Raw genomic sequence first — 13,074 nt, 5'->3', positions numbered from 1 at the left:
TGTCGATCGCTCGCTATTACGCTGGAAGGCGTGATCCTCGGCATCGACACCTCGCTCGGCACCACCGTGGCCGTCATCGAGGATGACGGCGTCGTCTGCGCGCAGGCAGACAGCCCCGACCCGCTCGCCCACGCCGAGGTGATCGGCACGCTGCTGCAGCAGGTCACGGCGGGTGGGTCGCAGCATCCCGTCGGGGCCTCCAGCCCACATCAAACCGCCCAGCCCACATCAAACCGCCGGCAAAATGATGTGGTCTCGCAAATTCCATATGGAATTTCCCACCGGGAGGGCATCTCGCACGTGGCCGCGGGCATGGGCCCGGGCCCCTTCACCGGCCTGCGCATCGGCATCGCCGCCGCGCGCGCGTTCGCGCTGGGCCGCGGCATCCCGGTCGTTCCGGTCATCAGCCACGACGCGATAGCGCTCGAGCACCTGCTGCACGATGCGCTGACGGATGCCGCGCCCGTGCGGTTCGCGATCGTCACCGACGCGCGCCGCCGCGAGTATGCGTACTCCGTCTACGACGGCATCGACGACGACGGGCTTCCGGTGCGCACGAGCGGTCCGGCCCTGGCACACCGCGACGAAATCGACGCCGTGCTCGCCGACGCCGGCGCCGAGCGGCGTGGCGCCCACGCCGTGTCGGGCGCGATTCTCGCGCTCGCCGCCGCACGGGCGCTGGCCGCGGGGCGCGAGATCGGCCCGCACGACGCTCTCTATCTGCGCTCACCCGATGTGGCAGTGCCGGCCCCACGCAAGAAGGTCGGCCTGTGAGCGGGGCGGACGCGCCGAAGAACGAGGCGGCCGTGCCCGTCACACTGCGCACCGCGACACTCGACGACCTCGACGCGATCATGGCGCTCGAGCGCGCATCGTTTCCCACCGACGCCTGGGGCGTGCGCACCATGCGCGACGAACTCGTCTCACCGCACGGTCGCTACCTCGTGCTCGAGCACGATGGCGCCCTCGTCGGCTACGCAGGCCTGCGCGCGGTGGCCGGCTCGCGTGACGGCGACGTGCAGACGATAGCGGTGGCGGCGGCATCCCGAGGCAACGGCTGGGGACGGATGCTGCTTCTCGAGCTGATCGCCGAGGCATATCGCCGCGGGGTGCGCGACCTGTTCCTCGAGGTGCGCGCCGACAACCCGGTCGCGCAGGCGCTGTATGTCTCGGAAGGCTTTCACGAGGTCGGCCGCCGGCCGCGGTATTACCAGCCCGACGACGTCGATGCCATCGTGATGCAGGCCGACTTGCGCCGAAGTGACGTCGCCCCGGCGTTCAAAACTCAGCCAGAATCGACGCAGACGGCCGAAAACAGGTCGGAATCGGCCGTGCGGGCCGAAACTCGAGGAGTTCTGAACGCCGCACGGCCGGACCTGAACGCCGCACGTCCGGAACGGAACGCCGAACGGCCGGAACGGAACGCCGCACGGCCGGAAGGATCGGCGCAATGACCCGCGAACCGCTTGTTCTGGGCATCGAGACCAGCTGTGACGAGACCGGCATCGGCATCGTGCGCGGCCGCACGCTGCTTTCAAACACCATCGCCAGCAGCATGGAGCAGCACGCGCGCTACGGCGGGGTGATCCCCGAGGTCGCCGCGCGTGCGCACCTCGAGGCGCTGCAGCCCTCGATCGAGGCGGCGCTGGCCGAGGCCGGTGCGAACCTCGGGCTGCCCGGCCCGCTGCCGCTGAGCGATCTCGACGCGGTGGCCGTGACCAGCGGCCCAGGCCTTGCCGGAGCCCTCATGGTCGGCGTCGGGGCCGCCAAGGCGCTCGCCGTCTCGCTCGAGAAGCCGCTGTATGCCGTGAACCACCTCGTCGGGCACATCGCCGCCGACATCCTCGACACCGAAGCGGGGCCCCTGGAGTATCCGACCGTCGCGCTGCTCGTCTCGGGTGGGCACACCTCGCTGCTGCTCGTGCGCGATGTGACCACCGACGTCGAACTGCTCGGCGAGACGATGGACGACGCAGCCGGCGAAGCCTTCGACAAGGTCGCCCGCATTCTCGGGCTGCCCTACCCCGGCGGCCCCGAGATCGACCGTGCGGCGGCATCCGGTGATCCGCAGGCCATCCGCTTTCCGCGCGGGCTGTCGCGGGCCTCTGACCTCGATCGCCACCGCTACGACTTCTCGTTCTCGGGGCTGAAGACGGCCGTCGCACGCTGGATCGAACAGCGCGAAGCGGCCGGCGAGGCAGTGCCGACCGGGGATGTGGCAGCGAGCTTCCGCGAGGCGGTCGTCGATGTGCTGGTGACCAAGGCCCTCGACGCCTGTGCGCGGCACGATGTGCCCCGGCTGCTTTTGGGAGGCGGGGTCATCGCCAACCGACGACTGCGGGATGTCGCGCTTGCGCGCGCCGCGGACGCCGGAGTGACGGTGCGCATCCCGCCGCTGTCGCTGTGCACTGACAACGGAGCGATGATCGCCGCACTTGCCGCGCAGCTGATCGCTTCGGGACGCGAGCCGTCCACTCTCGCGTTCGGCGCCGACTCGACCCTGCCGGTCACGCAGATTCAGGTGGCACAGCGATGAGCGACGAGAAGGAACAGGCAGCCCCGCACATCGAGACCTCGCCGGCGTCGCCCGAGATCGAACTCGGTATGGGTGATGCGGCACTTCCCGGTGCCCACAAGGGCGGGTTCCAGCGGCTGCCGACCGCCCCCGTCAACCTGCCGGCGACCGATGTCGGCCCCAGCGAAGACCTTCCCCCGCTGCCCGACGCCGAGTGGGTGGCGCCGGTCCGGGTGCGGCACGGAATGAGCGGCTGGGCGCTGGGTCTTGCCGTCATGGCCCTGGGTGCGTCGTTCTTCGTCGGCTGGACGTTCCCGCTCGGACTCGCCGCGGCCATCGTGTCGATTGTCGCGCTGCGCCGCCCGTGGGACAGCCGGGTCGTCGCCGGCTGGGCGCTGGCGCTGAGCATTCTGTCGGTGCTGTACAGCGCCGGATGGCTGCTGTGGCTTGCGCACCAGCAGCACCTGGTCAGCTGAGCGTCACTGCACCCGGTCGGCGAGGACGGCGAGGTGACGCTGGCCCACCCGGGTCAGGATCAGGGTCGCCGACCCCTCGCCGCGCAGCGCGAGCTTGCGGCGGAACGCCGCCGGGTCGACATCCATGCCGCGCTTCTTTATCTCGACGGTGCCGATGCCCCGCGCGCGCAGCGCGGCACTGACGGTCTTGGCGTGCGCGGGCATCGTCTCGCGCACCCGGAACGACTGCACGAACGGGCTGGTCAGCGCGGCATCCCCGGTGATGTAGGCGATGCGCGGATCGAGCATGCCCCCTTCGAGCTGCCGGGCGAGAGTGCCCACCAGCCGCGCGCGGATGACGGCGCCATCGGGCTCATGCAGGTAGGCGCCCAGCTCGCGCACCTCGGCGTCGGGTGCGTCGTCGGCGGCGGTCAGCTCGTGCACCTTGTCGCCGCGCAGCAGCAGCGCCGCGCGGCGCACGCCGTCGCGCGCGAGGGCGCCGGTCCACACGACGAGCTCGACGACGGTGCCGTCGGCGCTCACCCACTGCGTCTCGGCGTCGGCGGGCAGGGCGTCCCGATCGTGGCCCGGGCCGAGTTTGATGCCGGTGGGCAGCGTCGCGGCGACCTCGAAGGCCCACCCGAGCGGCGGCGAGTAGTCGTCGGGACCCACCCGCCGGGTCTCGCGATGCCCGGCCGCACGTCGCGCCGGATCGAGCCACAGCGCGTCGACGTCGTGGGGGAGGGATGCCTCGGCCCGGCCGTGTCGCACCGTGACGGTGTCGCCGAACACGGCCAGGTTGTACGCGGCGATCGCCGCCGTGACCTCGTCGGCGTCGACGGCCGTAACCTGAAGACCCGCGGCAGCGAAGGCGAGAGCGTCGCCGCCGATGCCACAGCCGAGGTCGGCGACCCGCGTGATTCCGGCGGTGCGCATGCGTGAAGCGTGGTGGGCGGCCACAGTCAGCCGGGTGGCCTGTTCCAGCCCCGCGCGGGTGAACAGCATCCGCCCGGCGAAGTCGCCGAACTTCGCGACCGCCTTCGCGCGCAGGTGCGCCTGGCCGACGACGGCCGAGACGAGGTCGGGGGAATGACCGGCCGCGCGCAGCCGCGAGACGGCGCGCGCGGCATCCGCCGTCGACACGACCGGATCGAGCGTGTCGAGCAGGCTCAGCCCGGTGGGGGTGAGCAGTGCGGTCAGCTCGCTCATCTGCATCGTCCCAGCGTATGGGAGAGGTTCGTTGGCACTCGCGTTGCGAGAGTGCCAATTCATTGCCTAAACTGATGTCAGCACTCTCGATGTCTGAGTGCTAACGAGTCTTCAGTCTCAACGAAGGAAGAGGTAGACCGTGTCGGTTTCCATCAAGCCGCTCGAGGACCGCATCGTCATCAAGCAGGTCGAGGCCGAGCAGACCACCGCGAGTGGCCTGGTCATCCCCGACACCGCCAAGGAGAAGCCCCAGGAGGGCGAAGTCATCGCCGTGGGCCCCGGCCGCATCGATGACAATGGCAACCGCGTTCCGCTCGACGTCGCCGTCGGCGACCGCGTGCTGTACAGCAAGTACGGCGGGACCGAGGTCAAGTTCGGGGCCGACGAGTTCCTCGTGCTGTCGGCCCGCGACGTGCTCGCGGTCGTCGTTCGCTAGCTCGATTCGCCGGGCGAGTGCTCTCGCCCACCCCGTACGAGGACCCCGGATGCTGCGGCATCCGGGGTCCTCGTCGTCTGTCTAGGCTGGTGCAGTGAGGCAGACCAGAAGCGCGGCGACCACGGGCGGGTTCTACGCCTTCGCTGCCTACCTGCTGTGGGGTCTGTTTCCGCTGTACTTTCTGCTGCTGCTGCCCTCGACTCCGTGGGAGGTTGTCGCCTGGCGGGTGCTGCTCTCGCTGGTCTTCTGCGTCGTCGCGCTGAGCGTGACCCGGGGCTGGGGAGCGTTCGCGCGCATCGCGCGGCAGCCGCGACTGTTGGGCTGGACGGCCGCGGCCGGCATCCTCATCTTCGTCAACTGGACCGTCTACCTCGTCGCGACTCTCACCGGACACGTCATCGAGGCGAGCCTGGGCTACTTCATCAATCCGATCGTGACGGTGCTGCTGGGCGTGCTTGTGCTGCGTGAGCGGCTGCGCCGGGCGCAGTGGGTGGCGATAGCGATCGCGGTGGTGGCGGTGGGCGTGATCATCGTCGGATACGGCCAGGTGCCGTGGATCTCGCTGGCACTCGCCTTTTCGTTCGGCCTGTACGGCCTGACCAAGAACCGCGTCGGCGGCACGGTCGACGCGGTGAGCGGGCTGACCCTGGAAACGGCATGGCTGACCCCGGTGGCGGCGGGAATGCTGATCTGGGTCGGCACGGGCTCGGGCCTCACCCTGGGCACCGCCGGGGCCGCCCACGCCGTGCTGCTCCTGCTGGCCGGGGTGGCCACCGCGGTGCCTCTGCTGCTGTTCGCCGCCGCGACTCGGCGCGCCCCGCTCAGCCTCATCGGACTGCTGCAGTTCCTCACCCCGATTCTGCAGTTCGTCACCGGCGCGGTCATTCTGCACGAGGCGATGCCGACCGAACGGTGGATCGGCTTCGGCCTGGTGTGGGTCGCGCTGGTCGTGCTGAGCATCGACTCACTGCGTGCGGCACGCCGCACCCGCGCGGCCGGCGTCGGCAACGACGTCGCCGAGATCGCCTGAGCGGTCGGCTCCCCGGCTCGCTACCGCCAGCGGCCGAGGGCCCACGGCTGCGGGTCTGGCGTGCGGTGTCGAGCAGCGGCATCCGGTTCGATGACCCGGCCGGCTTGCGCATCGCCGAAGCCCGGCTCGGTGACAGCTTCGGGCAGCTGCAGCGCGAACAGCGGGATGCTCACATGCACGAGCGGGCCGATGCACAGTGCGACCGCCAGGGTGCCCCAGCCGACGTTGCCGCCCAGCAGCCAGCCCACCGCCAGCACGGTCGCCTCGATGCCGGTGCGCACGAGCCAGATGGGCAGCCCGGTGCGGGCATGCAGTCCGGTCATGAGTCCGTCGCGGGGGCCCGGGCCGTGCTGGGCTCCGATGTAGAGTCCGGTCGCGGCGGCGATGAGCACCAGGCCGGCGGCGAACAGCAGCACCCGCGCCCAGAGCGCCTGAGGCTGCGGAATCACCCACAAACCGAACTGGGCGGCCGGCCCGATCAGCAGCACATTCAGCACCGTACCGATGCCGGGGCGCTGTCGCAGCGGAATCCACAGCAGCAGCACGAGGGCGCCGACGAGGTTGGTGACGAGTCCGAACGGGATGCCGGTGTGCAGCATGATTCCCTGGGCGAACACATCCCACGGCTCGATGCCGATGGTGGCCTGCATCATCGTGGCGATCGCGATGCCGTAGAAGAACAGCCCGACCAGCAACTGCACGAGTCGACGGCCGCGCGAGGCGGGGCGGCGGCTCAGCGGCTTGGGCTCGAACGCCGGCAGCGCCGGCCAGGCGCGGCGGCGCGATGTCGCAGGAGCGACAGAGTCCGACTGGATTGGCTGCATAAGAGGCATCCAATCGTGAAAATACCCTGGAGAAGTAGAGCCAATCTGACTAAAGTGGCCTGATGGCGATCATGGCTATCGGCGCGCACGCGCTTCTCGACCTGCTCGGCGAGTGGCGGGGCAGCGGCGCGTCGTATGAGGCGCTGGCCGACCGCATCCGGCTGCTGGTCATCGACGGCCGGGTGGGCTCGGGCGTGCGGCTGCCGGCCGAGCGTGAACTTGCCGCCGAGCTCGAGATCAGCCGGACCACCGTCACCGCGGCCTATCAGCGGCTGCGCGAGCAGGGGTTCGCGCTCAGCCGCCAGGGCTCGGGTACGCGCACCGCGCTGCCTGGGGGCGCTGCCTCGCCGACGGTGCCCGAGACGGGGCTGCTCGACTTCTTGAAGGCCGCGCTGCCGGCGCCTTCGATGATGCTGGATGCCGTGGCCGAGGCATCCACTCAGCTCGCGCCTCTGCTGCTCGACTCGGGTTACGAGACGATCGGGCTGCCCGTGCTGCGCGAGGCTGTCGCCCGGCGCTACACCGAGCGCGGGCTGCCCACCGACGCCGACCAGGTGCTCATCACCGTGGGCGCGCAGCAGGCCATCGCCCTCATCGGCCGCGCGCTGGTGCGCCGCGGCGACCGTGCGCTGATCGAGGTGCCGACGTACCCGCATGCTTACGACGCCATCGGCGCGGCGGGGGCGCGGATGGTGACCGCTCCGGTGTCGGTGGACTCGCCCGAGGGGTGGGACGTGGAGGCGTTCGAGTCGGCGATGCGCCGCACGAGCCCCGCCATCGCGTATCTGATGCCCGATTTTCAGAACCCGACCGGGCGCTCGATGTCGCTGGCGGTGCGTCGGCGGCTGCTGGATGCGGCCGCGGCGCAGGGCACGATCCTGGTCGCCGACGAGACTCCCGCCGAGCTCGACATCGACCGGCCCGAGACCTTTCCGCCCCTGGCGGCCACGGCGGGCGGCGGGGCCCGGGTGATCACGATCGGGTCGGCGAGCAAGACGATGTGGGGCGGACTGCGGGTGGGATGGGTGCGTGCCGAGCGGGCGATGATCCGTCGGCTGCACGCGGTGCGGGTGAACATGGACCTGGGCACCCCGATCATCGATCAGCTCGTCGTGGCGTCGCTTTTCACGCGGTTCGACGAGGTGCTCGCCCAGCGTCGGGCAGCTCTGGCGGCCGGTCGTGCGGCGATCGAGCGGATAGTGCCGGCGGCATTCCCCGACTGGACGCTGCCGCATGTGCACGGCGGGCTCGCGGTGTGGGCCCACATCGGCGCGCCGGTGAGCTCGCAGCTGGCGCTGGCCGCGCGCAGCGAGGGTCTGCTGGTCACGGCCGGGCCGCGATTTGGTCTCGACGGCGCGTTCGAGCGGTTCCTGCGGTTGCCGTTGACCTCCACCGGCCCGCAGGTCGAACAGGCCGTCGCGGCACTGCAGCGCGCGTGGCCGGCCGCGGCGCGGCATCCCCTCTCCGATGCGGGGGCGCTCACGGGGGTCGTCTGAGCGGGCGGGCCGGGGGTTCTGCGGGCGGCGGGGTGCCCGCAGGGGCGGTGCGTTCTGCGGGCGGGCACTCACACGCGTGCCAGGCCCGCGCGGGCGGCGCGTTCTGCGGGCGGCGGGCACTCGCACGGGCGGCGGGGTGCCCGCAGGGGCGGGCGGCGTCTGAGCTGCGGCATCCCTCGGTCTCTGCGGGAACAAAGCCGGCTCGCCGACGCTTAGACTTGACAGGGCAGGGAATGCCTCTCTCGCGCCCGGTCGACGACAGCCCGCCCCCGGCTCTCGGGTGGCTTTCAGGAGGAATCAATGGAACAACCCGACCCGTTCGGCTTCGTCGGTCTCACCTATGACGACGTTCTGCTCCTGCCCGGGCATACCGACGTCATCCCGAGCGAGGCCGACACCTCCTCGCGCGTGACCCGGCGCATCACGGTGGCCACTCCGCTGATCTCGGCGGCCATGGATACCGTGACCGAGGCGCGCATGGCCATCGCCATCGCGCGACAGGGCGGGCTCGGCATCCTGCATCGCAACATGTCCATCGCCGATCAGGCGAGCATGGTCGACCAGGTCAAGCGCAGCGAGTCGGGCATGATCACCAACCCGATCACGACCACCCCTGATGCCACGATCGAAGACGTCGACGCGCTGTGCGCGCAATACCGCATCTCGGGTCTGCCGGTCGTCGACGACGGCGGACGACTTGTCGGCATCATCACCAACCGCGACATGCGGTTCGTCTCGGGCTTCGAGCGCCAGACCACGAAGGTGCGCGACGTCATGACCAGCGAGGGGCTGATCACCGGGCCGGTCGGCATCAGTGCGGGCGAGGTCATCGCCACGTTCGCCAAGCACCGCGTCGAGAAGCTGCCGCTCATCGACGACGACGGCAACCTCGCCGGGCTGATCACCATCAAGGACTTCGACAAGAGCGAGAAGTATCCGCTGGCCACGAAAGACGAGCAGGGCCGGCTGCGCGTGGGCGCCGCCATCGGTTTCTTCGGCGATGCCTGGGAGCGCGCCGAAGCGCTGCGCGACGCGGGTGTCGACGTCATCGTCGTCGACACCGCCAACGGACAATCGGCCGGCGTCATCGACATCGTCACGCGGCTTAAGGCCGACCCCTCGTTCGAGCACATCGACATCGTGGGCGGCAACGTCGCCACGCGCGAGGGCGCGCAAGCGCTGATCGACGCGGGAGTGGATGCTGTGAAGGTGGGTGTCGGACCGGGTTCGATCTGCACCACCCGCATCGTCGCCGGCGTCGGGGTTCCCCAGGTGACCGCGGTGTACGAGGCCTACCTCGCCGCCCGTGAGGCGGGCGTGCCCGTGATCGCCGACGGTGGCCTGCAGTACTCCGGCGACATCGCCAAGGCGTTGGTCGCGGGGGCCGACGCGGTGATGATCGGATCGCTGTTCGCGGGCACCGACGAGTCGCCGGGCGAGATCGTCTTCCAGGGCGGCAAACAGTTCAAGCAGTATCGCGGGATGGGATCGCTCGGAGCGCTGCAGACCCGGGGCAAGAAGACGTCGTACTCGAAGGACCGCTACTTCCAGGCCGACGTTCCCAGCGACGACAAGCTGATCCCCGAGGGTATCGAGGGGCAGGTCGCCTATCGCGGGCCGGTCGCAGCCGTCGCATATCAGCTCATCGGCGGGCTGCGTCAGTCGATGTTCTACGTCGGCGCCCGCACTGTCGAAGAGCTCAAGCAGCGTGGCAAGTTCGTGCGGATCACCGCCGCAGGCCTCAAAGAGTCGCACCCGCACGACGTGCAGATCGTCGTCGAGGCGCCCAACTACAAGAAGTAGGGCGCCCGGGCGGGGCCCGTCAGTTCGGGCCCCGATGACGACCGAGGCTGCGGCGTGTGCCGTTGCCCGGGGCGGCTCGGCCTCGCGCTGTTGGTGCGGGGCGGCTCGGCCTCGCGCTGTTGGTGCGGGGCGGCTCGGCCTCGCGCCCTGTGACCTCGGGCGTTGGCTTGTTGGAGCCTGCGGACTCTTCACCCCGCGCTGTCCCGTTCTGCTCGGGCTGTCCCGTTCTGCGTGCGCTGCCCCGTTCTGCGTGCGCTACCCCGTTCTGCGTGCGCTATCCCGATCTGCGTGGCGCCTGGGCTCGCGCTATCCCGTTCTGCGTGCGCTGTCCCGTTCTGCAGGGCCCGTGGGCTTGCGCTATCCCGTTCTGCGTTCGCGTATGCGTTTTTCGTGCGCGTGTGCGGATTCGGGTAGCGCGAGCTTCTTGGCGTTGTGATCGACGTGCTTGGCGAGTGGGTCTGGGCGGCTCGCGCTGTCCCGATCCACGTGCGCTATCCCGACCTGCGTGCGCTGCTCCGATCTGTGGGGCTCGTAGGTTCGCGCTATCCCGTTCTGCGTGCGCTGTCCCGATCTGCGTGCCGCCTGGGTTCGCGCTATCCCGATCTGCGTCCGCGCATGCTTTTTTCATACGCGTGTGCGGATTCGGGTAGCGCGAGCTTCTTGGCGTTGTGATCGACGTGCTTGGCGAGTGGGTCTGGGCGGCTCGCGCTATCCCGTTCTGCGTGCGCTATCCCGATCTGCGTGCGCTGTCCCGATCTGCGTGGCGCCTGGGTTCGCGCTATACCGATCTGCGTCCGCGCATGCTTTTCTCATGCGCGTATGCGGATTCGGGTAGCGCGAGATTTTCGGCGTCGAGGTTGACGTGGATGTCGAGCGGATCTGGATGCCTCGCGCTATCCCGTTCTGCTGGGGCTGTCCCGTTCTGCTCGCGCTGACCCGTTCTGCTGGCGCTGTCCCGATCTGCGTGCGGTGCTCCGATCTGTGGGGCTCGTAGGTTGGCGCGGCCCCGTTCTGCGTGCGCTGCCCTTTCCTGCGGGGCTCCGCGGCTCGCGCTATCCCCATCTGCGTCCGCGCATGCGTTTTTCGTGCGCGTATGCGGATTCGGGTAGCGCGAGCGTGCGGCGGCGTCCTGATCGACGCCGTGACCGACGCGACGCCGTGACCGACGCGGCGCGGCGCGAGGCGCCCGGGTAGGGTGGAGGGGTGAGCATGGACATCGAACTGGGCAGCTCCAAGCGCGCCCGCCGGGCTTATACCTTCGATGACATCGCGGTCGTCCCTTCACGGCGCACGCGCAACCCCGAAGACGTCTCGACCTCGTGGTCGATCGACGCTTTCTCGTTCGACGTGCCGGTGCTCGGTGCGCCGATGGACTCGGTGGTCAGCCCCACGACGGCGATCATGCTCGGGCAGCTCGGCGGCCTGGGTGTGCTCGACCTCGAAGGGCTGTGGACCCGCTACGACGACCCCGACCCGCTGCTGGCCGAGATCTCGCGACTCGACGACACGGAGGCCACCCGGCGCATGCAGGAGCTGTATGCCGAGCCGATCAAGCCAGAGCTCGTGCGCGACCGGCTCGCCCAGGTGCGCGAGGCCGGTGTCACGGTGGCAGGCTCGCTCACCCCGCAGCGCACGCAGGAGCTCTACGAGACCGTCGTGGCCGCCGGCGTCGACCTGTTCGTCATCCGTGGCACGACCGTGTCGGCCGAGCACGTTTCCAGCGTCGCCGAGCCGCTGAACCTCAAGAAGTTCATCTACGATCTCGACGTCCCCGTCATCGTCGGCGGCGCCGCCACCTACACCGCCGCGCTGCACCTCATGCGCACGGGCGCAGCGGGTGTGCTCGTCGGATTCGGCGGGGGAGCGGCATCCACCACCCGTGCCACCCTGGGCATCCACGCGCCGATGGCGACCGCGGTCGCCGACGTGGCCGGCGCGCGCCGCGACTACATGGACGAATCGGGCGGCCGCTATGTGCACGTGATCGCCGACGGCGGCGTGGGCACCTCGGGTGACATCGTGAAGGCGTTGGCGATGGGGGCGGATGCTGTGATGCTGGGTGTCGCGCTGGCGCGGGCGACCGACGCCCCCGGTCGTGGATACCACTGGGGGCCCGAGGCGCATCACCCGCAGCTGCCGCGTGGCCGCCGCGTGAAGGTCGAGCAGGTCGCCTCGCTCGAAGAGATCCTGTACGGCCCGGCGCCGGTGGCCGACGGCACGGCCAACCTCATCGGAGCCCTGCGCAAGTCGATGGCCACCACCGGATACTCCGACCTGAAGGAGTTCCAGCGGGTCGAGGTGGTCGTGGCGCCGTACGGCGTCGAATGACAGAGAACGGCGACCTTCCCGAGGTCTTCCCGCCCACGCTGCGCGAGGTCATGCTGCGCCCGCGCTGGCTGGCGATGCTGGCGCTGTGCCTGGTGGTCGCCGGCGTGTTCGCCTGGCTCGGTCAGTGGCAGCTCGGTCGTGCTCTGGACACCAGCGCGACGACGCCGGGCGAGACCGAGCAGGTGCTGCCCATCGAACAGGTGGTCGAGCCCGGCGCGTACCTCAACTCGCCCCTGGTGGGTCAGAAGGTGCAGGTGTCGGGGCATTTCGTCGCGGGCGACTTCATCGTGGTCTCCGAGCGGATGAACGGCGACGACCAGGGATTCTGGGTGACCGGACAGTTCCGCCTCGATGGCACCGAAAACCCCACCTCGCTGGCGGTGGCCGTGGGCTGGGCGGCGACGCTGGAGAAGGCGCGGGATGCGGCATCCACTCTCAATGCCGGTGGCCAGAGCACCTCGACCATGACCGGGCGCCTGATCTCTGACGAGGGACCGCGGGTGCCGCCGCGCAACGACCCCGACGCGCTGCGGTCGATGTCGCCGGCGGCGTTGCTGAGCCGCTGGCACGACATCGCGGGGCTCGACGTCTACCGGCCCTACTTGGTGGCAGACCAGCCGCTGGGCTCGCTCGTGCGCATCGTCTCGCACGCGCCCGCCGGCGGCGGGGGCCTCAACTGGCTCAATCTCTTCTATGCCGCCGAGTGGGCGGTCTTCGCGGGCTTCGCGTTTTATCTCTGGTACCGGCTGGCCCGGGATGCCTGGGAGAAAGAGGTCGAAGAGCTCGCCGATGCGCAGGGCGGCGAGCTGGCCTGACGCGCGCGCAGATGAGAGCTGGATGAGTTTGCGCCGACGCGATTGAGGATGTCGGCGGCCATCCCTAGGCTCGCAACAGACACGTCGCTGTGTAAACGCCCAGAAGAGGTGATGGCACCGCTGTGAGGGCGCGACGTGTGTTTCGCGACCTCAGGAGGGAAGC

Annotated in this window: 12 protein-coding genes; 10 read left to right on the top strand and 2 right to left on the bottom strand. The window is 70.0% G+C overall.

What is annotated here, in order from left to right; translation table 11 throughout:
- The first annotated feature begins 30 nt into the window (after positions 1–30).
- The 4 genes from tsaB to ET475_RS02675 are packed head-to-tail and all read left to right on the top strand — an operon-like array spanning position 31 to position 2,991.
- Positions 31–774 (top strand): tRNA (adenosine(37)-N6)-threonylcarbamoyltransferase complex dimerization subunit type 1 TsaB, encoded by a 744-nt coding sequence (tsaB, locus tag ET475_RS02690; protein ID WP_129385769.1) that lies wholly within the window; start codon positions 31–33, stop codon positions 772–774.
- Positions 771–1,454, top strand: coding sequence for a ribosomal protein S18-alanine N-acetyltransferase (rimI, locus tag ET475_RS02685; protein WP_242497741.1), 684 nt, complete (start codon positions 771–773; stop codon positions 1,452–1,454). The genes tsaB and rimI overlap by 4 nt, the downstream gene beginning before the upstream one ends.
- Positions 1,451–2,536 carry a tRNA (adenosine(37)-N6)-threonylcarbamoyltransferase complex transferase subunit TsaD gene (gene tsaD / locus ET475_RS02680; protein WP_129385767.1) on the top strand — a complete coding sequence of 362 codons (1,086 nt, stop codon included), beginning with the start codon at positions 1,451–1,453 and terminating at the stop codon, positions 2,534–2,536. Before rimI ends, tsaD begins: the two co-directional genes overlap by 4 nt.
- A complete protein-coding gene (locus ET475_RS02675) occupies positions 2,533–2,991 on the top strand; it encodes a hypothetical protein (RefSeq protein WP_129385765.1) in 459 nt (152 codons plus the stop codon). The genes tsaD and ET475_RS02675 overlap by 4 nt, the downstream gene beginning before the upstream one ends.
- 3 nt (positions 2,992–2,994) lie before the next feature.
- Here ET475_RS02675 and ET475_RS02670 read toward each other — a convergent pair whose 3' ends face one another.
- Entirely contained in the window at positions 2,995–4,185 is a 1,191-nt protein-coding gene (locus tag ET475_RS02670) for a class I SAM-dependent methyltransferase (RefSeq protein WP_129385763.1), read from the bottom strand.
- A 133-nt stretch (positions 4,186–4,318) separates the two neighbouring features.
- Between ET475_RS02670 and groES the strand changes: the two genes are divergently transcribed.
- Both groES and rarD read left to right on the top strand, forming a co-directional pair.
- A complete protein-coding gene (gene groES, locus ET475_RS02665; RefSeq protein ID WP_028497279.1) occupies positions 4,319–4,615 on the top strand; it encodes a co-chaperone GroES in 297 nt (98 codons plus the stop codon).
- 94 nt (positions 4,616–4,709) lie between these two features.
- On the top strand, positions 4,710–5,645 hold the full coding sequence (gene rarD, locus ET475_RS02660) for an EamA family transporter RarD (protein WP_129385761.1): 936 nt from the start codon (positions 4,710–4,712) through the stop codon (positions 5,643–5,645).
- A gap of 20 nt (positions 5,646–5,665) precedes the next feature.
- On the opposite strand, the gene yczE is transcribed toward rarD, so the two are convergent.
- Positions 5,666–6,469, bottom strand: coding sequence for a membrane protein YczE (gene yczE, locus ET475_RS02655; RefSeq protein WP_207205395.1), 804 nt, complete (start codon positions 6,467–6,469; stop codon positions 5,666–5,668).
- Between the two features lie 62 nt (positions 6,470–6,531).
- Between yczE and yczR the strand changes: the two genes are divergently transcribed.
- The 4 genes from yczR (at position 6,532) to ET475_RS02635 (ending at position 12,911) form a co-directional block, all read left to right on the top strand.
- Positions 6,532–7,965: a MocR-like transcription factor YczR gene (gene yczR / locus ET475_RS02650; RefSeq protein ID WP_129385759.1), complete on the top strand. Its 1,434-nt coding sequence runs from the start codon at positions 6,532–6,534 to the stop codon at positions 7,963–7,965.
- 300 nt (positions 7,966–8,265) lie between these two features.
- Positions 8,266–9,768 (top strand): IMP dehydrogenase, encoded by a 1,503-nt coding sequence (guaB, locus tag ET475_RS02645; RefSeq protein ID WP_129385757.1) that lies wholly within the window; start codon positions 8,266–8,268, stop codon positions 9,766–9,768.
- Between the two features lie 1,209 nt (positions 9,769–10,977).
- Complete coding sequence (locus tag ET475_RS02640; RefSeq protein ID WP_129393583.1) at positions 10,978–12,096, top strand: GuaB3 family IMP dehydrogenase-related protein; 1,119 nt, start codon at positions 10,978–10,980, stop codon at positions 12,094–12,096.
- Positions 12,093–12,911 (top strand): SURF1 family protein, encoded by an 819-nt coding sequence (locus tag ET475_RS02635; protein ID WP_242497740.1) that lies wholly within the window; start codon positions 12,093–12,095, stop codon positions 12,909–12,911. The genes ET475_RS02640 and ET475_RS02635 overlap by 4 nt, the downstream gene beginning before the upstream one ends.
- Positions 12,912–13,074 lie beyond the last annotated feature (163 nt).

The sequence above is a fragment of the Microbacterium protaetiae genome (assembly GCF_004135285.1).
Classification (GTDB): domain Bacteria; phylum Actinomycetota; class Actinomycetes; order Actinomycetales; family Microbacteriaceae; genus Microbacterium; species Microbacterium protaetiae.
This window is presented reverse-complemented; position numbering and strand designations above follow the sequence as displayed.

Bases quoted from the DNA above. Each gene is read 5' to 3' on its own strand.
- tsaD (WP_129385767.1), top strand. From the start codon at position 1,451: ATGACCCGCGAACCGCTTGTTCTGGGCATCGAGACCAGCTGTGACGAG.
- ET475_RS02675 (WP_129385765.1), top strand. From the start codon at position 2,533: ATGAGCGACGAGAAGGAACAGGCAGCCCCGCACATCGAGACCTCGCCG.
- ET475_RS02670 (WP_129385763.1), bottom strand. From the start codon at position 4,185: ATGCAGATGAGCGAGCTGACCGCACTGCTCACCCCCACCGGGCTGAGC.
- yczE (WP_207205395.1), bottom strand. From the start codon at position 6,469: ATGCAGCCAATCCAGTCGGACTCTGTCGCTCCTGCGACATCGCGCCGC.
- yczR (WP_129385759.1), top strand. From the start codon at position 6,532: ATGGCGATCATGGCTATCGGCGCGCACGCGCTTCTCGACCTGCTCGGC.
- guaB (WP_129385757.1), top strand. From the start codon at position 8,266: ATGGAACAACCCGACCCGTTCGGCTTCGTCGGTCTCACCTATGACGAC.
- ET475_RS02640 (WP_129393583.1), top strand. From the start codon at position 10,978: ATGGACATCGAACTGGGCAGCTCCAAGCGCGCCCGCCGGGCTTATACC.
- ET475_RS02635 (WP_242497740.1), top strand. From the start codon at position 12,093: ATGACAGAGAACGGCGACCTTCCCGAGGTCTTCCCGCCCACGCTGCGC.